General features: G+C 38.5%; 17 protein-coding genes. 15 read left to right on the forward strand and 2 right to left on the reverse strand.

Annotation, left to right across the window (positions count from 1 at the left end):
* The first annotated feature begins 23 nt into the window (after positions 1-23).
* Both I9192_RS03325 and I9192_RS03330 read left to right on the forward strand, forming a co-directional pair.
* Positions 24-2,486, forward strand: a complete 2,463-nt coding sequence (locus tag I9192_RS03325) for a DUF6160 family protein (protein WP_005031092.1) — start codon at positions 24-26, stop codon at positions 2,484-2,486.
* 95 nt (positions 2,487-2,581) lie between these two features.
* Complete coding sequence (locus I9192_RS03330; protein ID WP_005031091.1) at positions 2,582-3,541, forward strand: DUF6160 family protein; 960 nt, start codon at positions 2,582-2,584, stop codon at positions 3,539-3,541.
* 427 nt (positions 3,542-3,968) lie between these two features.
* Here the strand turns inward: I9192_RS03330 and I9192_RS03335 are convergent, their stop codons facing one another.
* Positions 3,969-5,699, reverse strand: coding sequence for a proline--tRNA ligase (locus tag I9192_RS03335; protein WP_005031090.1), 1,731 nt, complete (start codon positions 5,697-5,699; stop codon positions 3,969-3,971).
* 248 nt (positions 5,700-5,947) lie between these two features.
* Positions 5,948-6,589, reverse strand: a complete 642-nt coding sequence (locus I9192_RS03340) for a hypothetical protein (RefSeq protein ID WP_042066450.1) — start codon at positions 6,587-6,589, stop codon at positions 5,948-5,950.
* 284 nt (positions 6,590-6,873) lie between these two features.
* On the opposite strand from I9192_RS03340, the gene pilG reads away from it, so the two are divergent.
* The 13 genes from pilG to I9192_RS03405 all read left to right on the forward strand — a co-directional run bounded on the left by pilG (position 6,874) and on the right by I9192_RS03405 (position 24,901).
* Positions 6,874-7,257: a twitching motility response regulator PilG gene (gene pilG / locus I9192_RS03345; protein ID WP_004827613.1), complete on the forward strand. Its 384-nt coding sequence runs from the start codon at positions 6,874-6,876 to the stop codon at positions 7,255-7,257.
* 20 nt (positions 7,258-7,277) lie between these two features.
* A complete protein-coding gene (locus I9192_RS03350) occupies positions 7,278-7,646 on the forward strand; it encodes a response regulator (protein WP_004827615.1) in 369 nt (122 codons plus the stop codon).
* Positions 7,647-7,649: 3 nt separating this feature from the next.
* Positions 7,650-8,186, forward strand: coding sequence for a chemotaxis protein CheW (locus tag I9192_RS03355; RefSeq protein ID WP_004827616.1), 537 nt, complete (start codon positions 7,650-7,652; stop codon positions 8,184-8,186).
* 42 nt (positions 8,187-8,228) lie between these two features.
* Positions 8,229-10,298: a methyl-accepting chemotaxis protein gene (locus I9192_RS03360; RefSeq protein WP_004827618.1), complete on the forward strand. Its 2,070-nt coding sequence runs from the start codon at positions 8,229-8,231 to the stop codon at positions 10,296-10,298.
* Positions 10,299-10,442: 144 nt separating this feature from the next.
* Complete coding sequence (locus tag I9192_RS03365) at positions 10,443-14,936, forward strand: Hpt domain-containing protein (protein WP_005031086.1); 4,494 nt, start codon at positions 10,443-10,445, stop codon at positions 14,934-14,936.
* A gap of 8 nt (positions 14,937-14,944) precedes the next feature.
* Positions 14,945-15,412: a hypothetical protein gene (locus I9192_RS03370; protein WP_004827624.1), complete on the forward strand. Its 468-nt coding sequence runs from the start codon at positions 14,945-14,947 to the stop codon at positions 15,410-15,412.
* Positions 15,413-16,366: 954 nt separating this feature from the next.
* Positions 16,367-18,430 carry a bifunctional diguanylate cyclase/phosphodiesterase gene (locus I9192_RS03375; RefSeq protein ID WP_010591326.1) on the forward strand — a complete coding sequence of 688 codons (2,064 nt, stop codon included), beginning with the start codon at positions 16,367-16,369 and terminating at the stop codon, positions 18,428-18,430.
* A gap of 397 nt (positions 18,431-18,827) precedes the next feature.
* Positions 18,828-19,364, forward strand: coding sequence for a type 1 fimbrial major subunit FimA (fimA, locus tag I9192_RS03380; protein WP_005031083.1), 537 nt, complete (start codon positions 18,828-18,830; stop codon positions 19,362-19,364).
* A gap of 53 nt (positions 19,365-19,417) precedes the next feature.
* Entirely contained in the window at positions 19,418-19,915 is a 498-nt protein-coding gene (locus I9192_RS03385) for a hypothetical protein (protein ID WP_005031082.1), read from the forward strand.
* 19 nt (positions 19,916-19,934) lie between these two features.
* Positions 19,935-20,636 carry a fimbria/pilus periplasmic chaperone gene (locus I9192_RS03390; RefSeq protein ID WP_005031081.1) on the forward strand — a complete coding sequence of 234 codons (702 nt, stop codon included), beginning with the start codon at positions 19,935-19,937 and terminating at the stop codon, positions 20,634-20,636.
* Between the two features lie 28 nt (positions 20,637-20,664).
* A complete protein-coding gene (locus tag I9192_RS03395) occupies positions 20,665-23,277 on the forward strand; it encodes an outer membrane usher protein (RefSeq protein WP_005031079.1) in 2,613 nt (870 codons plus the stop codon).
* 13 nt (positions 23,278-23,290) lie between these two features.
* Positions 23,291-24,316: a fimbrial protein gene (locus tag I9192_RS03400; protein ID WP_005031078.1), complete on the forward strand. Its 1,026-nt coding sequence runs from the start codon at positions 23,291-23,293 to the stop codon at positions 24,314-24,316.
* Positions 24,317-24,325: 9 nt separating this feature from the next.
* The gene (locus tag I9192_RS03405; protein WP_005031077.1) at positions 24,326-24,901 is read left to right on the forward strand and encodes a fimbrial protein; all 576 of its coding nucleotides are present in this window, start codon (positions 24,326-24,328) and stop codon (positions 24,899-24,901) included.
* Positions 24,902-24,964 lie beyond the last annotated feature (63 nt).

Raw genomic sequence — 24,964 nt, forward strand, 5'->3', positions numbered from 1 at the left:
GAAATAAGTCTGAGGGTTTAGGGATGAAAATAAAACAAGAACAGCGAAAAGGATTTATTTTAAATACATTGGCATTCAGCTTATTGGCAATGCATGTACCTGCTTATGCACTTCAAGCTTTGGATGATGGTGATCTGCGAAATGTGAATGGTCAAGATGGTGTGAATATAGAAGCCACATTAAAAGAAGCCAACATTCAAACACTATATTGGACAGATCAGGCTGGGCGAGCTGAAACAGATGCGACAAGTCAAGCCCTTACAGCAACCGCAGATACGGTTAAGATTCAGCAAAGTAATACTTCTACAGACCCATTAAAAGCCAATGTAAAACTCAATATGGGCACAGTGAGTGGTAAAACAGGCGTGAATCTAGATGTATCACTTTCACCTATGTTATTAACAGTAGACTCTTTCCGAGTGTGTGATAGTGATCCAAGTGGAGCACGCTGTAGTGCAAAGATTGGTACATTAGCTGTTCAAACAGCATCGAATACCAGTATTGGATTAAAAACAACCAATGGATTGCTTGGTAAAAATGACCAAGGTACGCTGGCTTTAGGTTTGCAAAATGCCAATATCTATTTGGGTCAAACCAGTGCAATAAATCAATTAAATCAGCTAATTTTAAAGAATTTTAATTTTAATTTTAATGCAAATGGTTTTATGTTTATTGATGCTGCTGAAGGCTTTAAATTACAAACCAATTCGGGATCAAACATTGCTGGAAGTACTCAAACACCAGATGCAACTTATGGTTATGCCGATTTAGGTCGCGTTGTTGATCCTGCTTCGACTAAGTCGGGATTTATGAATACAGGTTCATATGGAAATGGTACAACAACATCCAATGCAGGTCTAAATCTTGAGATTATGTTGAATAATAAGGGAGCCAACCCTTCAGCAACATCTGTTTATGCAGTGGATCAGTATAATACTCCCTCAGGTGCAAAAGGTTTAATTCGTGTTGGTGCCAGTGGGCGGATGGTTAACAGTTCACTTCAGTTCCGTGGTGTACAAAATGCAAGCAGCTTAATAGGCTCTGCTGTGAATTCATCAGGTATAGATACTGGAAAAGATATTGTTGGCGGTTCTGGTATTGCATTTCGTATGAAAACTGATTTCACTAAAGATGGTGATAGCATGCTTTCAGGTGGTGCTGATGCGACAACTTTAGAAATAGGTGGTGCTGGACTAAATAGCTATGGATTTGAATTTGGAAATCTAACTGGTTTACAAAAAGGAAGTCGTGCATCTTTTGACACTGGAAGTGTATTTTTAAATCTTATGGATTCTAAACAAGTCACTTTGCCCGTTAACTCTACATTCCAATCTTCAAGTTTTGGTAACGGTCAGTCATTAACCAGCTTGAATGACTATAAGCAAGATGTTTATACAACATTAACTGCTGGGAATCGTCCTTATAGCGTGATGACCTCAATTCGAAATGCGGCATTTCAATCTTTTTCTAGAAGAGGGCGATTTACTACAAGTGCTGGTGTAGCGGCAAATAATTTATTTACCGACAATGGGCTGAATAACCAATGGGGATTGGCACTACCATTTTATAATCTAAATGCAAACTTAGCGATGTATGGCACTACTGTGGATGCAGATAAAGTTTATTCTTATTCAGTTGATGGTACACAAAATAAAATAGCAGGTTCTGGTCAAACCGCTCGGCTTGGTTTTTCATTAGGGTTAACAACGGAAGGTGTAGATAAAAATGGCGCGAATAAGATCGGTAACAATACTACTTCAATATTGGTCATTGATGGTGGACTGAGAAATGGTCAACCTACAGACTATTATATGGGGCTTAGAAATATCGATATGCTACTCAAGGGAAATGGTAGCGTTGGTGTAGAAAATGGAAGTTTAAACCTAAGCTTAAAAAATATGCTGGTGGTGATGGCAGCAGAAGTTGCTGGTGGATATTTGCCTGGAACTACATATAAATCCTGTGCACTAGGCTTAGCTACAACCTCGGTTGCATGTGGTAATAAAAGTGTTTCAGATACCAATAATTTTGCGAAAAGCGATGATGTGCTCTTCGGTTTGAAACTTCGCTTTGGTGGAGATATGGATTTATCTTTGATTCCGAATAGTGAGATCAAAGATGATGGTACTGGGAACCGTCTGAATGTAGTGGGTGATTTGAAGTTAGCCAATACCAATAACACTATTCAGATCAGTGATCCTGTCAACGGTTCTTCATTGGGCTTAGATAATTTGACAGGAGATATTCGTTTTAATAATGCGATTGTGATCAGTAAGAATTCAAATACGGGAACAGGGCAGGTTGGATTTAATACCAGTCTGCAATTTAATCCAACACAGTCTGTAAATGGTGTATTTAGAGCAAGAGATTTAAACTTTTATCCTCCAGCAGCTTCAGGTGCCTTGGTTTCAGGCGCACGTCTAGGTGAAATCGCCTTAACAGGTGGTCGATTAAGTAGTGAGCTGAATATTATTCCTCGAAATTGATCGGTTATTGGTCGGGTTATTCTTCCATCACCAAAAATTTCAAACTAAACTGTGATGTGGTCGGCAATATATAAAGTTTCCTAAGGATTAGGATAATGAAGAAAAACAACAAGCTAGGGTGTATATCATTATTGGTATTGAGTCCAGTTGCAATGGCAATGCAGCCACTGGATGATCAAGGTCTTTCTCAAACAACGGGTCAGGCAGGGATTGATGTTGGTATAAATATTAGCAAAGTCCAAGTGAATCAACTGTCTATTATTGATCGTGATGGCTTAGGTACAACTGTGAATGATGCAAATAAAGCATCGCTTGTTGTTGCAGGTAAAAGTGCTGGTACACTTGCAGATCAGAGCATGAATGTAAGCTTCTTAGGTGCTTCTAATTCGTCAACGATGAATGTTGTGATGGATACTGATGGAAGTGCGATCAGTGGTTCAACAGGTAAGCCTTTTGCCAATATTGGTCTTAGTTTTGGAAGTAATATTACAGGGATAAAGGTTTCACCTTTTGCGCTTTACTTGGCAGGTGCAAATTCATCTTCGGGTCCAGCAAGCTATCAATCTATTTTCACAGGTACTTCAGAAAAGAGCGATGTCATTAAAATATTAAAAATGGACAGTGGCATTGACATTAATTTTGCAGCATCAAAACCAACGATGAATTTACAGCTCGGCAATGCGCCTCAAGGTCGTATGATTGCTTTTGGTGGAGCAATTCAGTCGATTTGTGGTACAGGAACTGGTTGTGCCATTGCACTTTTATCGGATGATAGTGATGTAGGTGCAAATTTTAATTTTCAACTGACAGGCACAGACAAAACCAATGGTTTTTCGTTAAATGGTTTCTATGCGGGTGTGGAGTCAAGTGGCTTTGTATTTGGCAATACGGGTGAGTCGAGTAAATTTGATCTTGGAATCAATCAGATGATCATGGGAACGAGCGGTGCAAGTGCAGCGACTGTTTTTAATGGCCTTCAGAATGGTTCGATGGGGAACTTTGGTGCGATTGGGACATCTGTTACAGATTTAAAAGTGAAAATTAATGGCTTATAGCGATGAGTTAAAACATGATTAAATAAAAAACCCGCACAAATTAATCTGCGGGTTTTTTCATGGTGTGGCAAAACTATAGCCAACCTGTCGAAAAATTCATACAGTAGAATATCATTTCTCTTGATCAATAAAATGAATGCGATAAATATATTGTTTAATGATCTAAAGCTTGCAAGGCCACGCTTTATCTCTAAAGTTTAAATTGTTTTGCGTAGGCATTAACTCACTTTTCAGAGATGAAAAGTGACAAAAATCTTCTGTTGAGCGAGGGGTACATCCTATACCCCCGCTCAACATAGCGACATCCATGTCGCTTCACGATAGCAAGACCATCGATGATTCAAGAGGACAAAATAAATGAATCATCTGAAAATCATAAATCTCATTTGACATCAATGATTAACATCAAAATCACTTGTATGAATAATCAGACGGTTTGGCTATATTTCGCTAATTTAGCCAACAGGTCTGCTTTGCTTAAATCAACAGATTCTGCATCTCTACGACCTTTATATTCGAAAGTACCAGCATCCAAACCTTTCTCACCAATTACGATACGATGAGGGATACCAGTCAGCTCTAAATCAGAGAATTTAACACCAGGGCGTTCATTGCGATCATCAAGCAATACATCATAACCTGCTGTTTGCAATTCATTGTACAGTGCTTCAGCAGCTTCAAGTGTACGTGGTGATTTTTGAGCATTCATTGGAACAATAGCAACTTCAAAAGGTGCGATCGCCGTAGGCCAAATGATCCCTTTGTCATCAAAGTTTTGCTCTATTGCAGAGGCAACTACACGTGTTACGCCAATACCATAACATCCCATAGTCACCACTAATGGTTTGCCATCATCACCGAGAACTTTACAGCCCAAAGCTTCAGAATATTTTTTGCCTAATTGGAAAATATGACCAACTTCAATACCACGTTTGATCATGATGGTGCCATGACCATCTGGAGAAGGATCACCTTCTACAACATTGCGTAAGTCAAACACTTCAGTAAACTGAGCATCACGTTCCCAGTTTACACCAATAGCATGTTTATCAACTTCGTTTGCACCAGCAACAAAGTCAGAAAGCACTGAAGCGGCACGATCAGCAATGACTACTATGCCTTTTTCCACCAATCCTTGAGGACCGCAGAATCCAGCTGTCAAATCTAATGCTTTTAATTGTTCGTCAGTCGCAAAAGTCAATGGTGCAGCAATCAGAGGGTGCTTTTCAGCTTTGATTTCATTGAGCTCATGATCGCCACGTAAGAACAATGCAACTACTGGAACATGACCTTTTTCATCTGCAACGCCTTGTACCAATAAAGCTTTAACAGAATGGGCTGGATCTGTATTTAAAAAGGCAGAAACATCTGCAATGGTTTTTTGATTCGGCGTATCGACAATCGTAAATTGTTGTTTTGGTGCAGCACGTTCACCGACCAAGATTGCTTCAGCCATTTCAACATTGGCTGCGAAATCTGATTCGGTAGAGAATGCGATATCATCCTCACCACTTGATGCAAGTACATGGAACTCATGTGAGCCAGAACCACCAATCGAGCCAGTATCCGCTTGAACAGGACGGAAATTTAAGCCCAAGCGTGTAAAGATTCGGCAGTATGTGTCATACATGACATCATATGTTTCTTGTAGTGACGCTTGGTCGACATGAAAAGAATATGCATCTTTCATAATAAATTCACGTGAACGCATCACACCAAAACGAGGGCGAATTTCATCACGGAATTTGGTTTGAATTTGGTAGAAATTCATCGGAAGTTGCTTATAACTTTTTAGCTCATTGCGCGCTAAATCAGTAATCACTTCTTCATGAGTTGGACCGAGCACAAAATCGTTGGTATGACGATCTTTAAACCGTAAAAGTTCAGGACCATATTGCACATATCGACCTGATTCTTCCCAAAGTGAAGCAGGTTGTGTTACGGGCATGAGCGTTTCCAATGAGCCTGCGCGATTCATTTCCTCGCGTACAATTGCTTCAACTTTATTGAGTACACGTACACCCATCGGCAGCCAAGTGTATAAACCTGAAGCCAACTTACGAATCATCCCCGCACGTAACATCAACTGATGTGAAATGACCTCAGCATCGTTTGGGGTTTCTCTCAACGTAGCAAACAAAAAGCGACTCGCGCGCATGGAAACTGTCCTAAAATTTTTAGATTTAAAGGGAAGATTATACGATAAAATAATACGATAAAAAATTAGCTGAAGATTTTTAATGTCCGATTGGGCTGAAATACAAAGACCAGATGATATGCGATGTGTTATTCATGGTTATTGTATGAGGTTCAAACTTAAAAAGTTGAGTGAAAATATAAATAGCTTTGGTCTTTGTTGAGATTTTTTCAATAGAGAACATGAATTTTTTTTGATTTAAAAGTTGATTATTCAAGTTTTTTGAGCCGATTAATAACATCGTCATACTTGCTTTGTGTACTGCGATAATTATTTTGTAAATTTTCAATGTAGCCTTTTGTTTTATCTATATTTTCTGCATTGTATTTGATTCGATCTTTAAGCGTAGACGGTACGGTATTACCTTTTCTATAATATTCCATTTCCTGTCTTTTTAATATGATTCGATCACTTTGTAATTGCTTAAGATTTTGATTTTGTAATGCTATTTGCTGTTTTAAGTTGTTGAGAAGCTCATTGCGTTTATTGATGGCAACGGATGAGTTTCCATAAGCACGTTTAAGACGGGCATCTTGTTCTAATTTACGCACTTCAGAGGCACGTAAGGTCGACTGTTGCAGATCCTTTTCAACGTTGTAGGCTTGATTGCGTCTAATCACCTGCATATTGCGATCAAGTGCTTCATAGCCATTTTTGATGTGTGCAGGCGTGACAGAGGTACTAATATTTGCGACCCCATTTTTATCATAATATCGATACCAAGCCGCTCTAGGTTGCGATACATCTGCATATGCCAATGCACTACAGGTGATCAAACTCATTGCCAAGGTCAAACAGCGTATTTTTTTTGTTTTTGAGTCTGTATTTTGGTAATAGATTATTCTATCCATTCGAAGTCTGCCATCCCCAAAAAATAAAGTCAGTTATATGATTTTAAAAACGATCTTTGATCATTTTATGTGGTTACAAAATTTTAATAAACAATTAAGTTCTAAAAAAATACAGAATATTTTTTTTTATGTGAGCTTTACTGTGTTTTTCTATTTGAAGTGAGATTTATGACAAGAAATGTTCATTGATAAAGTGAGTTAATATATGTTAAAAAACCATGATTAATTGTAAAAATAAATCTGTACAGCACAATTCATTCCAAGCTTACGGAAAGGGGCATTAAATGGACGATAAATTTCAAAATCTTAAAGTCATGGTGATCGATGATTCTAAAACCATTCGTCGTACTGCTGAAACATTATTACAAAGAGAAGGTTGTGAAGTAGTTACTGCGGTAGATGGTTTTGAAGCCTTGTCTAAGATTGCTGAAGCTAATCCAGATATCGTTTTTGTTGATATTATGATGCCTCGTTTGGATGGTTATCAAACCTGTGCATTGATTAAAAATTCTCAAAATTATCAAAATATTCCAGTCATTATGCTATCAAGCAAAGATGGCTTATTTGATCAAGCAAAGGGTCGCGTTGTCGGTTCTGATGAATATTTAACCAAACCATTTAGTAAAGATGAATTATTGAATGCAATTCGCAACCATGTGAGTGCATAACGGTTAATTTGGGGGAAAGAATGACAAAAATTTTAATCGTTGATGATTCACCAACTGAAATGTTTAGATTTAAAGAAATCTTGGCTAAACATGGATTTGAGGTGATTGAAGCAACCAACGGTGCAGATGGAATAACCATCGCACAAGCCGAGTTACCAGATCTTGTATTGATGGATGTGGTTATGCCTGGGGTCAATGGCTTCCAAGCAACTCGTCAAATTGCTCGTGGTGCAACAACGAAGCATATTCCAATTGTGATTGTAAGTACCAAAGATCAAGAAACTGACCGTGTGTGGGGCAAACGTCAGGGTGCTTGTGACTATCTAACAAAACCAATTGATGAAAATCAGCTGATCAGCACAATCAAGCAGCATCTGCAAGCAGGATAATGTATGGCAGCAAATGGATTTATCGAATTACTTCGATTGTCTAAGCGAGGAAATAAAAATTACGCTGACAATGAAAGTGAAGTAAACCGATGGTCAGGCATTGCATTTGAAATGATGGGGCAATATTTTGTTGCTCCATTGGGGGAAGTTTCGGAAGTTATTTATCCGCCAAAATATACACCAGTTCCCAATGTTCAGGGCTGGGTAAAAGGTTTAGCGAATATTCGCGGACGGTTATTGTCGGTTTCCGATTTGGCTTTTTATTTAACGGGGCAAAGAAGCCAATTTCTACCTACTCAAAAAGTCTTATGTATTAGTCATAATGACCATTATGTTGGTCTGGTCGTAGATCAGGTTTTGGGGATTCAACATTTTAATAAAAAAAGCTTTTTTTCTAAAAATAATCAACTGGAAGAAAAGCTTCAAACTTATTGTCAAGGATATTTCCAACAGCACAACCAAGCTTGGAACATATTCTTATTCAGTCGTTTGTTGAATGATCCTCAATACATGAACGCATCAGAAAAATTTATAAACTAGCTTTGACGCCTAATTAGAGTTAAGCGAATCGGGAGAAGCTGAATGGGCTTTAAACTAAAAAAGAAAAATACAGGGGATACTGCTCAAAAAAGTAGTCCGGGCGTATTAACAAAAACCAAATCGAAAATTGATGAGTTTGCAAAGTTATTTGGGGAAAGTGACAAATCAAAACCATTTATTCAAATGGCGATTGTCAGCATCATCGTTGCGATTATTTTACTTTTGGTTTTATTCTATACAGTTCCTCGAAATAACGACTTAACTCGTAGTTTGGGTGAATTAAAACTTTTATCTCAAACATTATCGCGTCAAGCAACAGAAGCAACAGCTTCAGGTTCAAAAGAATCGATCAATGCTTTAGTGGCATCACAAAAGAAATTTAAAGAAAACTTGGATATTGTGAAAGATATTCATGCATCTTCAAAAGCAGTTGAAGGGGTTGAAAAAACCTGGAATCAGGTTTCTGCTGATATTGACATGATTGCGACCCATCAAAAAATCATTAACCAGTTATATGACACCAATATCGCCGTTGCAGATGTGATTCCTGGCATGCAGGCTGAATATAACTTAATGGTTGACCAAATGGCACGTGATAACATGCCAAGTACACAGGTTGTAATCGCGAAAAACCAAGTATTCCTTGCAGAACGTATTTTACGTTCAATTGGTTCAGTACTCGGTGGTTCAGATAATACGCGTGCTTCTGCAGAAGACTTTAATGCCGATACTGAAACTTTCGGAACATACTTAAATGCGCAATTAAATGGTAATGCAGATTTGGGTGTAACTCGTATTGACAAGCCTGAGTTGCGTGAATCTTTAGAAAGTATCAAATCAGATTATAATGAAATTGTGCAATTGGCATCGACTTCAGTATTGAAGAACTCTGATCAAATTTTTAAAGTTCGCCAAGCTTCATCAAATATCTTTGCAGAATCTGATAATTTATTAAAAGGCTTAGATCGACTTTCAGTAAATACAGGTGTAGGTACAATTTTACCAGCCTTAATCTTATTGTTTGCTTTAGGCGCATTCTTATTTGCTGTATTTAAATTGATTGGTTTACGTAGTGAGTCAGATAAAGTACGTGTAATGCGTTTACAAGACGAATATGACCGTAACCAAAATGCGATTTTACGTTTATTGGATGAAATTGCCGATTTGGCAGATGGTGACTTGAGTTCGTATGCAACGGTATCTGAAGACTTTACAGGTGCAATTGCCGATTCGATTAACTTTGCGATTGATCAGTTACGTGATCTTGTATCGCGAATCAATGAGACTTCTCAAGAAGTTGCACAATATACCCAGAATACTCAACAAATTACCAACCAGTTGGCTGAGGCATCTGAGCATCAGGCGCAAGAGATTGCGGGTGCATCGACAGCGATTAATGAAATTGCACAATCAATTGACCACGTATCTGCCAATGCTGCCGAATCAGCAGAGGTAGCACAACGTTCAGTACAAATCGCGTCAAATGGTGCAGATGTTGTAAACCGTTCAATTGAGGGGATGGATACGATTCGTGAGCAGATTCAAGAAACATCAAAGCGTATCAAACGTTTGGGTGAATCTTCTCAAGAGATTGGTAACATTGTCTCGCTGATTAACGATATTGCTGACCAAACCAACATCTTGGCATTAAACGCTGCAATTCAGGCATCTATGGCAGGTGAAGCAGGTCGTGGTTTCGCCGTGGTAGCGGATGAGGTACAACGTCTTGCAGAACGTTCAGCATCAGCGACCAAGCAGATTGAAACATTGGTAAAAACCATTCAGACCGATACCAACGAAGCCGTAATTTCAATGGAACAAACCACTTCTGAGGTTGTGCGTGGTGCGAACCTTGCAAAAGATGCGGGTGTTGCCTTGGGTGAAATTCAAACAGTATCAAGTAACTTGGCAGGTTTGATTGAAAGTATTTCTGAATCAGCGAAATTGCAGTCTGCATCAGCAGGTCATATTGCCAATACGATGAATGTTGTACAAGAAATTACTTCGCAAACTACGGGTGCAACGTTTGATACAGCACGTTCGGTATCTGAATTGGCAAGTATGGCGGATTCATTACGTCAATCAGTTTCTGACTTTAAATTACCAGACTAAAACGATTGAGACTTGATATGCGCAATTTCTACACTAAAACGGTAGTGATTGCGCACAGTGAAAAGCCTTCTAAAGCCATTCAGCTTGACTGTATTTTGAAAGGTTTTAGTCCCAAAATCGGGAACTAACATAGAAGCCTGAGCTATGAAAGAAATATTAAAACATTTAGTTGAACACGTCACTTTACCTGAAGATGCTTATCTTGATCAGGATGATGAGATTTTAGAAATTTTTGTAGAAGAACTTGAAGAAATTTTTGAACAGTTGCAAGCTTCTCTTGATCAATGGCTAAATGATGAGTCCAAAGATAAGGAATTGGTGAATGTACGTCGCTATTTCCATACCCTTAAAGGCTCTGGACGTATGGTGGGGGCAAAGCGTTCAGGTGAGTTGGCTTGGACTGTTGAAGATACATTAAATCGTGTAATTGCAAAAAACTTGGAATTAAGTACTGAAATTCAACAATATGTCAGTGCTGTATTTAATGTGTATAAGTTCAAATTGTATGCTGAGTTTTTAAATAAACAACCACATCATTTAGATTTGGCACCATTGGTGTATTTGGGGCAACAATTACAGCAAAAACAGAGTTTAGAACCTGCATTGGCGGATCTACTGTCACTTGCGCATACCCTCAATCATGAGAATGTGCTGACGGGTTTAGAAATTGCTGATAGCGAGCCACTTGTAGAGCATATAGAAACAGTAGCAGCTATGGCAAACCACGAAAATGCCGAAGAGCATGCAGTGGCAGACCCGATTCAAATTGATGAATCTGCAGCGGAAACAACGCCGACTTCGGATGAAAGTTTAATCTCTGAAACCCTGACGATTTTTGTTGAAGAGTCGGAAGAACATCTGGCAACGATCAAAGACTTTTTGCATTTAGAGCAACATACACCGGAACAATATAATCGCTTGATTCGGGCATTACATACTTTGCGCGGAAGTTCTTCTATGGCGCATATTCAGGATGTATTTGAAGCAAGTGGTAAAGTTGAGCATTTGTTTAAAGTGTTGGTCCAAGAAGATACGGAGTCTTCTAAAAATGAAAACGCCCTATTGACTTATTATGCTGAATTCGTCAGTGATTATTTGCATGTACTCAAGCAAACCGGTGATCAAGATACGCAATTAGCCCAGATTTATCAAAAATTTAATGATGCTTGGGAGCGTTATGATTTCCAACATCAATATCAACAAGATCATCAGTCACAAGCAGGTTTAGTGACTCAATTGGTCGATTTGGAAATTGATCTATTGTTGGATGCTGAATTTGAGTTTGATAAACGCGCTCAAGTTGAATATCCAGAATATTTCCAACAACTGATTCAACAGGCTCAGATCCTCGTCGATCATACCGACAATCGTGCGTCACAAGGTATTCATGATTTCAGTCTTGCACTCAAAGACGGATATACACAGATTATTGCCAAGCCTGATTTGTTGAATACAGATTATGCTTTCGAAATATTCTCTAAAGCACATCAAGAATTCATTCATTTATTTGATACCTTGGCATCTGGTCAGCGTGTCAGCTTGAGTGGTGCAACTCAGGCGATTTTGGATGAGCTTCATGATTATGTACATCAAGAAATTGATGTAGATCAGATTCAAATTGCTGAACCAAGCATTGAGCCAGCAGTTCAACATGCGGTAGTAGCTGTATCTGATATTAACGCTGTTGAGACAGGCAATCATTATGTCTTAACTCAAATTAATCTTGATAAGCAAAATATAGATTCTGCGCAAAGTCAGCGTGAGTTTGATGCTGACGTTCTTGACATTTTTATTGAGGAGGCCGATGAGCTGTTGGTAGGTATGGATCATGACCTAAATACATGGTCAAGTCATCCAGATGATACCACTGCACTCAATAATTTAATGCGCTATTTGCACACTTTAAAAGGTGGCGCAAATATGGTTCAGGCGACGCATATTGGTTTAATTGCTCATGAACTCGAAACAATTTATGAGCGCGTGATTAAAGGTCAGCTCAAAGCTGGACCACAAGTTATTCAATCTATTCGTTTGATTCAAGATGATGTCGCAGATCGTATTCAGTTGATTCGTGAAAAATCTATTGATTATCCTGCAACACACATTCTTGAGGTTTTACAGCATATTGATCAACAGCAATTCTTGCATGATACGAATGTTGAGATAGCTGAAAAAGCCCAAGATGAGATTGTTTTAGTTGACGAGTCTGTTACTCCAGAATTTGATGTTATTTCTGCAGATCAGCAGCAAGCAACGCTTGAACAAGCTGAGCCATTCGTTGAACAGATTCAAGTAGATGACTTGGATGACGCCGAACGTGTTGCTCAAGAAACCTTCATTGAGGAAGCTCGTGAGCTGATTGATGATGGGTTAAATATCTTGAATCAATGGTTTGATCAACGAAGTAACCGTAGTTTACTACTTCAATTGCAACGTATTGCACACAGCTTAAAAGGCGGTGCAAAAATGGTGAAATTGGAAGGTGTTGCGGATATTGCTTATGAGCTTGAAAATGCATTTGAACAATTTGGTCAGCACAACTTTAATTCCAATGTCTATGACGGTTTATTGGAAAGTGCTTTTCACTGGTTAGATGCAGCAATTTTCAAACAGAGTTACGATAATTTTGATGGTTTGAAGTTAAATTTAAACCGTATGCAATATGTCGATGTTTCTGCTCAGCTTCCAGAAAAATTATCTCGAACCAATTTGATTTTTGAACAGACCAATAATGAGTTTGTTCAAGGAGATGGAACTGAACCACCATCTATGTTGGGTGAATGGGATCTTTCTGAAAAAACTGAAACCAATAATGAGATGATTCGTATCTCTGCGGATTTGGTTGAGAAGATGATCGATCTTTCTGGTGAAAATGCCATTAACCGCTCGCGTATTGAAATGGATTTGGGTCAATTGGGAAATACATTGACCGATATGGAGCTTGCGATTCAACGTTTGGCAGATCAGCTTCGTCGAATGGAAGGCGAGTTGGAAAGTCAAATTATTGCTAAACATGGGGATTTAAGTGCGCGCTATGCGGACTTTGACCCATTGGAAATGGACCAATATTCATCCTTGAATCAATTGTCTAAATCGCTTGCTGAATCTGCATCTGACTTGGTGGACTTTAAAACCACCTTAGCGGAGAAAATTCGTGATACTGAAGGCTTATTATTGCAACAGTCACGTATTCAAGCTGAAATTCAAGAAAGCTTGATGCGTACCCGACTTGTTCCTTTCTCTCGTTTATTACCACGATTACAGCGTTTGGTACGCCAAACCGCCTCGGCGGTCAATAAGCCTACCGAACTGTTGGTGAATAATACGGAAGGTGAATTAGATCGTAATATTTTAGAGAAATTAGTATCTCCATTAGAGCATATGTTGCGTAATGCCATCGACCACGGGATCGAAGATACAGAGCAGCGACAAAAAGCTGGCAAGCCATTGACTGGTCGAATCGACTTGAATATTAGTCGCCAAGGTACCGATGTTTTGGTGTCCTTTAAAGATGATGGTAAAGGAATCAATCCTGCAATTATCCGCGATAAAGCTATTGAAAAAGGTTTGATTAAATCAGATCAGCATTTAGAGCCAGAAGAAATTTTACAATTTATTTTCCATCCTGGTTTTAGTACAGCACAGCAAGTCACCCAGATTTCTGGACGCGGTGTTGGACTGGATGTGGTTCAAAGTGAAATTAAATCGCTAGGGGGACAGGTCAGTGTAAGTTCTGAACTGGGTCATGGCTCTACTTTTACCATCCGTGTGCCAACAACAGTTGCTGTGAGTGATGCATTGATGGTGAAAGTCGGTGATCAACAGTTTGCTGTGCCATTATCGCAAATTGATCGTATTGTGCGAATTTCCCCAGCCGCTCTGGAAGAGTATTTCGAAACTCAAAATGACTATTTCGATATAGATTACCAAAGTTATAAATTGCGTTATCTCGGTGAATTTACAGCCAATCAGGTGACGCCACGTTTACATGGCTTTGCACATTCATTACCTGTGTTATTGATTAAAGGGAGCTTAGGTCAATCTGTCGCGATTCTGGTTGATCAGTTAATTGGTTCGCGTTCTCAAATTGTGGTAAAACCGATTGGGAAGCAATTTGCGGCAATTAATGCGATTGCAGGTGCAACGATCCTCGGTGATGGTCAAGTTTGTTTGATTCTTGATGGGCAAAATATTGCGCGACAAGTTCAGAGTTCAAGTCGTGGTGGTGCAGAATATTTACAACAAGATAAACAACGTCATCGCGATCAACGTCGTCTGATTATGATTGTGGATGACTCGGTGACAGTGCGTAAAGTAACGTCACGTTTATTGGAACGTCAAGGTTTTGATGTGATTACGGCTAAAGACGGTGTTGATGCGATTGAGCAACTTGAAAATGTCAAACCAGATCTGATGTTGCTCGATATTGAAATGCCACGAATGGATGGATTTGAGGTGACCAATTTGGTTCGCCATCATGAAATTCATCGTGACTTGCCAATTATTATGATTACCTCACGAACAGGTGAAAAACATCGCGAACGTGCATTCAGCTTGGGTGTGACAAACTATATGGGTAAACCATTCCAAGAGGCTGATTTATTAGCCAATATTGATGCTTTGTTGACGGTTAAATAGGAGCGCTCATGGCAGGAAATATCGAAAAATCTGCGCTTGATAAAATCAGTACGCAGGAACTGCAACATCTGATTACGGTGTCTACAGGGTTTATTGATGCTTATATTATTAATTGTTATGGCAAAGACCCGATGTTGTTGCCACAGAATGTGGTGCTGTCTGCGCAGAACAGTCCAATTCACGTGCCTGTAGTGGAATGGCATGAAAAGAAATTACCCACCTTTAGTGTCAGTGATCCCAGAAAGGCTTTGGGAGTCGCCTTGATTATTGAAGGTGAAGAGGCGGATGATCGTTTTGCTTTAATGTGCAATGAAATGCCGAACTCTATTCGTTTACGTATTTCTGAGGTGGTGGATGTTGAAGACGCTGTTGAAGACAAAACCATTTTTCAATATGTCAAAATAGGTAATGTTCGTTACCATGTTCCAGACTTAGATCAAATTCAGCTAGAGGTTGGGTTAAGAAAAGCTGAGTGACTTACTGAAATGTTGCATGCTAAAAGTTAACGCTATTTCATTTAAAACCGAGCGATATGTGTTGCTCGGTTTTCTCTTTTTATACATTTATTTTTCAACAGATTTGACTATATTAACCTGAGTTCGATGTAATTAAATCTTCAACTCATTGAAAAGTAATAAATCTCTATGGGGTTTTGCTGCTTTTTTATCCAATTTTGGGATGAGGAGCGGAGCTCCGTAAGCGCAACCAACAATAGCGTTTCATTTCTCTTGATCAATAAAATGAAAGCGAACAATAGATTGTTTGATGATCTAAAGCTTGCACTGCCACGCTTTACTTCTAAATTTTAAATTGTTTTGCGTAGGCGATGCCTCACTTTTCAGAGATGAAAAGTGACAAAAATCTTTCGTTGAGCGAGGGGTACATCCTCATACCCCCGCTCAACATGGCGACATCCATGTCGCCTCACGATAGCAAGACCATCTATGATTCAAAAGTACAAAATAAATGAATCATCCAAATCACTTGTATGAATAATCAGGCGGTTTGGCTATATCATCTTTCATCAAGGATTTTTATAGAACTCAGGTTATATTAGCGCAAGTCAAATTTAAATCTGGACAATAACAAGTCAATATATACAGGTTTTACGATCCATTGACCTGATTTGTGAATTTTAAGAGGTTTTTTCATCGTTACTCTAATTTTTTCGTTTAAAAAAGGGATGCTAATCACACTAAACTGTGTTAATTCTTTGATCTTTCTTTAATTCGACAAAATAAGCTCTAACTTAATCAACTATTTCAAAATTAGCTTGATAATTTTAAGAAAAATAACTTGACCTTCAATAGGATAGTGATATTTTAAGAAATATTAGAGTTCTTAAAAAGTGAACCTTTTTGCCATTATACGTCGTAAAACATTGGGGTTTCTTATAACAATAATAGGTTGACTACTGGAAGAAAAAATTTATGAGTTATATGAGTTATGATAGTAGCCTCGTAATAGGTTCTGCGTGCATTGCAGTGATTATCTGTTACATTGCTATTTCATTAGAACAACTCATTTTTACACCTCATGCGGCGCGTATTCAAAAAGTAATTATCTGTTTAAGTGGTATGGCACTTGGATTTGCCATTTGGGCGATGCATTTTGTCGGAATGTTGGCTTGCCATTTACCAGAAAATCACACTTTTGATCTAACACTCACTGTAATCTCTTATATTATTGCAACATTGGCTTCAATATTTGCAGTTTGGTTAACAACACAGGACACATTACCTCTTCCGCGTTTAATTTTAGGCGCTTTACTGATGGGATTGGGGATTGCCGGCATGCATTATGTCGGCATGATGGGGTTGGAAATTCCAAACCAGCAAATTTATTATCATCCAATTTTAGTCATACTCTCTGTGACGATTGCAATCAGTGGTTCGGGATTATCGTTTTGGCTGGCATTTAAGTATAAAAATACCTTTAGTCATAAGTTGTTGTATAAAGCCGCCGTATCCATCATGATTGCACTGAGCATTGTAGGGATGCACTATACAGGTATGGCGGCGGCAACGTTTTCGTCAACGCATGTCAATCATTTTGAAAATCAGTTGAACGAAGGGCAAGGTGTTTTGTTGTTCACTATTATTTTTGTGGCAAGTTTGATTCTTGTTTCTGCCTTTTGTGTGGCAATTTTAGAACGAAGATTAGAAGAACGCAGTTTACAATTAATACAAGCCAATAAAGAGCTTGAAGGATTGGCACTTCAAGATAATCTCACGAAGTTACCTAATCGTCTTTTTTTAGTTGAATATACGGATGCATTATTTCTAGATTATAAGGAAACAGCAACAAAAATAGCCTTTGTTTATATTGATCTTGATCGTTTTAAGTCTGTGAATGATGCCTTTGGTCATCATATTGGTGATGAACTGCTGGTGAAGTTCGCTCAACGTTTATATCCATTATTGACTGAAGGACAAAAGCTGATTCGTATTGGTGGTGATGAATTTATCCTGATTCTTGAAGATTCAAGCCGTATTCAAGCCGAGCATATTGCTGAATTATTCTTACAAAAAATCCAGGATAGTTTTCAAATTTCGGGTAAAGAAATCAATATTTCAGCAAGCATAGGCATCGTCTTTTTTCCAGATCACGGGCAAAATTTACAAGATTTATTGATTAATGCAGATTCCGCAATGATGCAATCCAAAGAACAGGGGCGAAATACCTATAGTGTGTATAGCTGCTCTTTGGACCAGCAGCATCACAATCGAAGTCAATCTAAATTGATTAATGATTTATACAAAGCAGTTGAAGAACAACAATTTATCCTATTTTATCAACCAAAGTTTACTGCTGATTATCGTATTTGTGGTGTTGAAGCACTGATTCGTTGGAAACATCCAAGTTTGGGATTATTAGCACCCAGTATGTTTATTGGCGGCGCTGAACAGACAGGCTTGATTATTCGTATGGGCTATTGGGCTTTAGAACAAGCCTGTATGCAGATTCAACAGTGGGAACAAAAGAATTATGCCTTTTGTCCTGTTGCCGTTAATTTATCCGCGGTGCAATTTGAACATAAGCATCTGATTGGAAATTTAGAAAAGTTAATTCAGAAATATCATGTCAAGCATGGAAATTTAATTATCGAAATTACTGAATCAACAGCGATGCATCATATCGATGATAGTATTCAAACTTTTGAAAAACTTAGAAATTTAGGAATTAAACTGGCGATTGATGACTTTGGAACAGGGCATTCCAGTTTTTTATATTTAAAAGATTTACCTGTAGATGAATTAAAAATAGATCGTGAATTTATTCGAAATCTGTGTGAAGGTTCAAAAGAACAAATTATTTTAGAAAGTATTATTCATCTGGCAATCCGTTTAGGCTTGGTCGTCACCGCAGAAGGTGTCGAAACTGAACAACAAGCGCAAATTCTTAAACGTCTAGGTTGTCAACAATTACAAGGCTATCTTTTAGGAATGCCATTGCCTGTCGATCGTTTAGAAGCCAATTATCACTCTCCATAAATAGCCAACAGTGGTTGTTTCTGCGTTATTCACATCACCATTTTATTTCGCAAAAAATCAAATTAAATATTTAAATTGATAAAGTTAAGTATTTTTGATCAAAAAATAACAAATGTAATGTGTTGAAAAAAATAACTTTTTATATATCTATGCAAAAAACTCAGCAATCATCTTGAGTAAAAATCATTTTTCTTAATAGTAACTCAACGTCTACAATCTGCTTAGTTTATGTGATGACTGTCTCATAATTTTATTAAAACAAGATATATCTCAATTTGTTTAGATAAAATAAATGAAATTTTAATCAAAGCTAGATGATTGAAGTTAAAAGAATATGTATCAGTAATCACAATAAACCTTAAACATAATTTGTTTTCTCTTTTGAAAGGGTTATTTCATGAAAAAATTAGGTCTTCTTGCTGCTGCTTGTGTTATGTCATCTGCATCTTTTGCAGCACCAGTAAACGGTGGAACAGTTCATTTTGTGGGTGAATTAGTAAATGCTGCATGTGCAGTAAGTACAGATACAGCGGATCAAACTGTAGATTTGGGTCAACACCGTACTGCGCGTTTAGCTGTAGCTGGTGACAAATCAGGTCCAGTTCCATTCAACATTCAATTGGTTGACTGTGATGCTTCACTTGTAACTAACGGTGTTTCTTTTGCATTCAATGGTCAAACTGTAAGCACAAACAATAAATTATTGGCTGTAAACGGTGGTGGCGGTAACGCACCTGCTGCAACAAATGTTGGTATCGAAATCACAGATTATGCATCTAAAATTTTGGCTGTAGATGGTTCTGATTTCTCTACAGAAAAAGCAATTATTGATGGTACAAACACTTTCCCATTTACAGCACGTTATGTAGCGACTGGTGCATCTACACCAGGTAAAGCAAATGCTGATGCAACTTTTGTTGTGAACTATAACTAAGGATTCATTCAAATCTTGATTTGAATAAATCACACTGAATGGGCTGATTTCATATGAACAAATATTTAACTGTACTGGTTGGGATGTTTTTATTTCAAAGTGCTTTTGCAGACAGTTATGTATTTGGTGGAAGAGCCCATTTTAGTGGTTCCTTAGTGAATCCAAGCTGTTTATTTGCCCAGAAAAGCAACTTCAAGTTTGGTGAAAATCGTGAAACTGAGTCTCATTTAGAATTGAATGTTTCAAATTGCTCTTCAACGGTTTATTACAACCTCGCCATTGCTTTGAAAGATGCCAACAATAGTCATCTTATCTCTGACTCATTGGCGTTGCCTGAACAAACATTTTATTTGATGCCTGGCATGAATTTGCATCATTCAAATGTATATCAACGATCAACATTGTCTCAGGTCGCTCACGAAGTCACAAATATGACTCAAGAGCCTGAACTAACAAATATTGATGAAACAGTTGTATTGCCTTTATCGAAGCTCAATGGTCAGTCGACTGAAAATAGTAAAAATATTTTGATTTCTGTTTTTTATCCATAAGTTGTTTTGGAATATTGATATGAATTTAAGCATGTTTAAAAACGGTGTATTGGGTGTGGCTTTATCATGCCTAGCTTCCTTTTCATATGCTGAAGGTAAGGCGATTGGTGGGGTATCTTTAGGTGCAACACGTGTGATTTATCCGATGGAAGCCAAGCAAGTTTCTCTATCTGTGATCAACCACAGTAAAAAAGATCGCTATCTGATTAACTCATGGGTTGAAAATAAAAAAGAAGAAAAAGTTAAAAACTTTTTGGTGACGCCACCTTTATTTGTGGCAGAGCCAGCAACAGAAAATACTTTGAGAATTGTGAACTTAGTAAAAGATCTGCCACAAGATCGTGAGTCAGTTTTTTGGTTAAATGTAAAATCAATTCCATCTGTAGACAAAGAAGTTCTTGCGGAAAAGAACATTTTACAGCTTGCTGTACTGTCACGAATCAAGCTGTTTGTTCGTCCAGAAAAATTAAAGATTGCGCCTGAAGACGCAATAACAAAAGTCAAATTTGTAAAAACTGCGGAAGGTGTAGAGGTGGATAACCAATCTCCTTATCACATCTCATTTGTCAATTTGGTGCTGAATGAGACCAAGTTAGATAGCGTGATGGCTGCACCATTTGAAAAAACAAAAATTTCAAAAACCTCAGGGAACAAGCTGAGTTATCAAACTGTGAATGACTATGGTGGTGTGACACCAAAAGTAGAAATAAACCTAAATTAATAATATGTGTTGTATAGGTACTTGAGTGATGATGCCGAATAAACCGATGTATGCAAAAATGAAAGTATTGCCAATGTGTATTGCATCGGCGATGGCGGTCAGTGCTGCATGCGTAGAAAACGCGCATGCAGAGCAAGTATTTAATACTGCCTTTTTAACTGATGGTTTGTCGAATGCGCAAATTGCAGACTTGACCAAATTACAAAGTTCACCACAACAATTACCAGGCGTTTATCGGGTTGAGATTTATGCCAATGATGAATATGTGGTTACTCGTGATATTCAGTTTGTGGAAAAACAAAATACTGCAGATGCAACAGGGTTAATGCCTTGTTTAGACCTTAAACTATTAGAAAGTTTTGGGGTAAATATGGCGGCTTATCCTGAGCTATTGGCATCGTCAAATCCACAATGTTTAGACATCAGTCAATTGATCAATGGTGCAAATAGTCGCTTTCAGTTTAGTAAGCAAAAACTCTATATTGATTTACCACAAATCTCGTTAAAAAATCAGGTGCGCGGATATATTCCACCAGAACAATGGGATGAAGGCATTAATGCGATGTTTTTAAATTACCGGATGTCAGGATATAACAACTCTGGTTCAGTTACTGCAGGAAATGGTCTATATATCAGTGTAGACAGTGGCATGAATTTAGGTTCATGGCAATTACGTCATTCTGGCAGTTTTAATTACAGTTCTAATAATAACTTGAGTACGCATGAGTGGACCAATCTCAATACTTATGTGCAAAAAACACTGATTCCAATCAAAAGCCAACTTAGAATTGGTGATGGTGCGAGCGAAGGCAGTATTTTTGATAGCTTCAGTTATCGTGGTGCCGAGTTATCTACTGCCGATGCCATGTATCCTGATAGCCAACAGGGTTATGCACCGAATGTGCGTGGGGTTGCTAAAACCAATGCCAAAGTTGTGATTCGACAAAATAATAATATTGTTTACCAAATCAATGTCGCTCCTGGTCCTTTCTTAATTCAGGACTTGAACCCTGCTTTTGGTAGTGGTGACTTACAGGTATCCATTGAAGAAAGTGATGGTTCAATCCAAAGTTACCTTGTGCCGTATTCAAGTTTACCGATTTTACAACGCGAAGGGCGTACACGTTATAGTGTTTTAGCGGGTGAATTCCGCAATGGTTCTCGTAACAACAGAGAAAATGAAAATGTTGTGCAAGCGACTGTTGTACATGGATTACCAAAAGGGCTTTCGATTTATGGCGGGACTCAACTGTCCTCGAATTATCAAAGCACTTTACTCGGCTTTGGCAGTAACATGGGGCAGTTTGGCGCTTTTTCTTTCGATTTAACGCATGCAAACAGTGAGTTGGTCGATGGTTCCAAGCACCGTGGTCAATCGATGCGTTTCCTCTACTCTAAATCTTTACTGCGCTCAGGAACAAGTTTTCAGCTTTTGGGTTATCGCTATTCAACGCGTGGCTTCTATACACTCAATGATGTCTTTTACGGGCAAATGAGTGAAAACTATAGTGAGGCTGAAACTCAGGACGGCAATTTGGCAAATGTAGGTATCATTGCCAATGGCTATGATCTGAACCATGCTAAAAAAGGTCGTTTGCAAGCCAACATTTCGCACTCAATGGGGCGTTATGGTTCACTTTACTTTGCAGCAAACCAGCAAAGTTATTGGGGAACTGCCAAAAAAGATGAATGGATACAGGCTGGCTACAATGGTGCATGGAATGGCATAAGCTATTCGCTCGGTGTCAGCCGCAACATGTTTTCACAACTGGACAAAGTAAATACACTTTATACCGCTAATGCATCTTTTCCGCTCGGTCGTCTGCGTTCTAAAGCGAATTTCCGTGATAACCCTTGGGCGAATACCTATGCAACAGTATCGACCACACAAAATTCAGATGGCAATAATTCTTATCAGACTGGAATTAGCGGCACTTTATTGAAAGACCGCAATTTGAGTTATAGCATTCGCCAAGGTTATGTCACTGAACAAGGTTCAGCAGGCGCCATTAATGTGGGCTATAACGGAACTTATGGCAATGTAGGTGCAGGTTATAGCTATGATGGAAACAATAATCGCTTTAGCTATAGTGCAAGTGGTGGCATGTTGCTGCATAAAGATGGATTGACCTTTGGTCAGATTCTTGGTGATACCAGTATTTTAGTCAAAGCTCCTGGTGCTAAAGGGGTCAAAGTTGAAAACTATAATGGGGTTAAAACCGATTGGCGTGGTTATGCAATCTTGCCGTATGCCTCTGAATATCGTTTAAATCGTGTGGCATTGGATTCAAACAGTTTTGATTCAAATTTAGAAATCAACAGCAATGTCAATAATGTTGTGCCAATTCGTGGTGCGATTAGCCGCGCAACATTTGATACCAGTATTGGTGTACGTGCTTTGATCGATCTCAAATATCAAGGGCAACCGATCCCTTATGCCAGTAATGTGACGGTCACTGCGAGTAAAACTGTAGGTATGGCGGCAGAGTCAGGGCAAGTTTATATGACTGGCTTACCGCTTAAAGGTGTGCTTGAAGTAACTTGGGGCGACGCAAACGAACAAAAATGTGTTGCAGATTATGATATTAGCACTGCTGACTTAAGCCTTGCAGTACAACAGTTTGATGTTGAATGTAAGTAACCGGAGAATATTGATGAAAAACCAATTACTTGCTTCAACTCTATTAATTCTGACTGCGATGGATGTTTCAGCAGGCTGGTGGCGTGAAGAACACAACAAAAATTTATATGCGGACTTTGGTACCTATACGTTTACCGATCCTGCCGATAATACGGCAGGAAAGACCTTTGATTCAGTCCTGACAGTCAGTGTAAATGGTGATCCTTGGACGACCCATTGTGATAACGGTACGACGCTCACTGGCGCTTCTATTCCTATTTATATGACTGCCTACTACACAGGACCTCGAGTCATCATTGGCGGAAAAAGCTATATGCAAGTGAATGACTACTTACAAGCCTCTGTTCGATATACCTATAATGGAACCAATATTAACGTACCCGCTCAAAATGGGCGCTTTGGTTTTCCATCTGAACGCTGTGGAACTTCTACACACACTGGAAATACACAATATACAGTGACCATGAGGATTTCTAAACCTTTTGTTGGATTTACGGATATTGACATTCCATTGGCTGACTTCTATGTCGGTGATAATGCTGCTCCGTATGGTTCTGCACTCATTAATGGTGCAAAACAAACCTTACATCTAAGAGGACGAGTGATTGTTCCTCAAAACTGTATTATTAATGATGATGTTGAATCAATTGTTGATTTTGGAAATATCCCAACTTATAACTTTAAAAGTGCGGGTATAGGCAACAAAATTAACGGTATTCCGAAAGCCAATATGCCGTTGTCAATAAAATGTAATAGTTTTATTAGCGATAATGCACCACTAACGCTACGGGTCCAAACAGACAAAGTTGGTGGACCTGCCAATGACATCATTGTGTCCAATAATCCTGATATTGGTTTTAAAATGTCAGACCAAAATGACAATGTACTGATTCCTAATAATATCAACAGTAAAATTCATTTCAACAATACCAATCCTGCCAATATCGTGGTGAAAGCATGGCCTGTTAGTGTCACTGGAAACCAGCCTACACCAGGTCCTTTTCAGGCGCGTGGCTATTTCAGAATAGATTTTGACTAGGGGTTGATGATGAATATATTAAAGCAAAATCTTTATCGTACGGCTTGTTTGCTTATGGTGAGTATGGGTCTGTACAGTTATGCACACGCTGATTTGGGAACCTATAACTTTACTTTAAAAGGCAATGCGACAAATTCAACCTGTGGTGTTGAGGAGAGTCAGGCGCATAAAATAGTCGATATGGGATTAAATTCTACACGTCAATTAAAAACACCCGGAGATAAAGGTCCACGTGTCGCGATTCCATTTAATTTGGTTCAATGCCCTGCGGGAGCAGAAGTCAGGTTTACGTTTATGGGTGAACAGAACCCTGTGAATAATCAACTTTTGGCTTTAAGTAATCCTAATGCAACATCAACTGCACAGCACGTTGCGATCGAGTTAACAGATTCTAATCGTAATCGCGTTCCAATTACTAAAACAAATAGATTTCCAAATGATGTTTCTAGTAAAAGTCGTCCTTTTTTAGTGGATGCGAATGGCAATGCCTCAGTAGTATTTTATGCCAATTATATTGCAACGGATGCGCCTGCAACGCCAGGTTTTGCCAATGCCTATGCTGAATTTTGGATAGACTATCAATAAAAAAAGCACAGTAAAATATTTGATTCTTCAATGTTTTTTAGGGGGCAATAAACAGTATAGCCA

Source organism: Acinetobacter bereziniae (assembly GCF_016576965.1).
Classification (GTDB): Bacteria; Pseudomonadota; Gammaproteobacteria; order Pseudomonadales; family Moraxellaceae; genus Acinetobacter; species Acinetobacter bereziniae.

Coding starts and splice junctions, on each gene's coding strand:
- I9192_RS03325 (WP_005031092.1), top strand. CDS start 24: ATGAAAATAAAACAAGAACAGCGAAAAGGATTTATTTTAAATACATTG.
- I9192_RS03330 (WP_005031091.1), top strand. CDS start 2,582: ATGAAGAAAAACAACAAGCTAGGGTGTATATCATTATTGGTATTGAGT.
- I9192_RS03335 (WP_005031090.1), bottom strand. CDS start 5,699: ATGCGCGCGAGTCGCTTTTTGTTTGCTACGTTGAGAGAAACCCCAAAC.
- I9192_RS03340 (WP_042066450.1), bottom strand. CDS start 6,589: ATGGATAGAATAATCTATTACCAAAATACAGACTCAAAAACAAAAAAA.
- pilG (WP_004827613.1), top strand. CDS start 6,874: ATGGACGATAAATTTCAAAATCTTAAAGTCATGGTGATCGATGATTCT.
- I9192_RS03350 (WP_004827615.1), top strand. CDS start 7,278: ATGACAAAAATTTTAATCGTTGATGATTCACCAACTGAAATGTTTAGA.
- I9192_RS03355 (WP_004827616.1), top strand. CDS start 7,650: ATGGCAGCAAATGGATTTATCGAATTACTTCGATTGTCTAAGCGAGGA.
- I9192_RS03360 (WP_004827618.1), top strand. CDS start 8,229: ATGGGCTTTAAACTAAAAAAGAAAAATACAGGGGATACTGCTCAAAAA.
- I9192_RS03365 (WP_005031086.1), top strand. CDS start 10,443: ATGAAAGAAATATTAAAACATTTAGTTGAACACGTCACTTTACCTGAA.
- I9192_RS03370 (WP_004827624.1), top strand. CDS start 14,945: ATGGCAGGAAATATCGAAAAATCTGCGCTTGATAAAATCAGTACGCAG.
- I9192_RS03375 (WP_010591326.1), top strand. CDS start 16,367: ATGAGTTATATGAGTTATGATAGTAGCCTCGTAATAGGTTCTGCGTGC.
- fimA (WP_005031083.1), top strand. CDS start 18,828: ATGAAAAAATTAGGTCTTCTTGCTGCTGCTTGTGTTATGTCATCTGCA.
- I9192_RS03385 (WP_005031082.1), top strand. CDS start 19,418: ATGAACAAATATTTAACTGTACTGGTTGGGATGTTTTTATTTCAAAGT.
- I9192_RS03390 (WP_005031081.1), top strand. CDS start 19,935: ATGAATTTAAGCATGTTTAAAAACGGTGTATTGGGTGTGGCTTTATCA.
- I9192_RS03395 (WP_005031079.1), top strand. CDS start 20,665: ATGATGCCGAATAAACCGATGTATGCAAAAATGAAAGTATTGCCAATG.
- I9192_RS03400 (WP_005031078.1), top strand. CDS start 23,291: ATGAAAAACCAATTACTTGCTTCAACTCTATTAATTCTGACTGCGATG.
- I9192_RS03405 (WP_005031077.1), top strand. CDS start 24,326: ATGAATATATTAAAGCAAAATCTTTATCGTACGGCTTGTTTGCTTATG.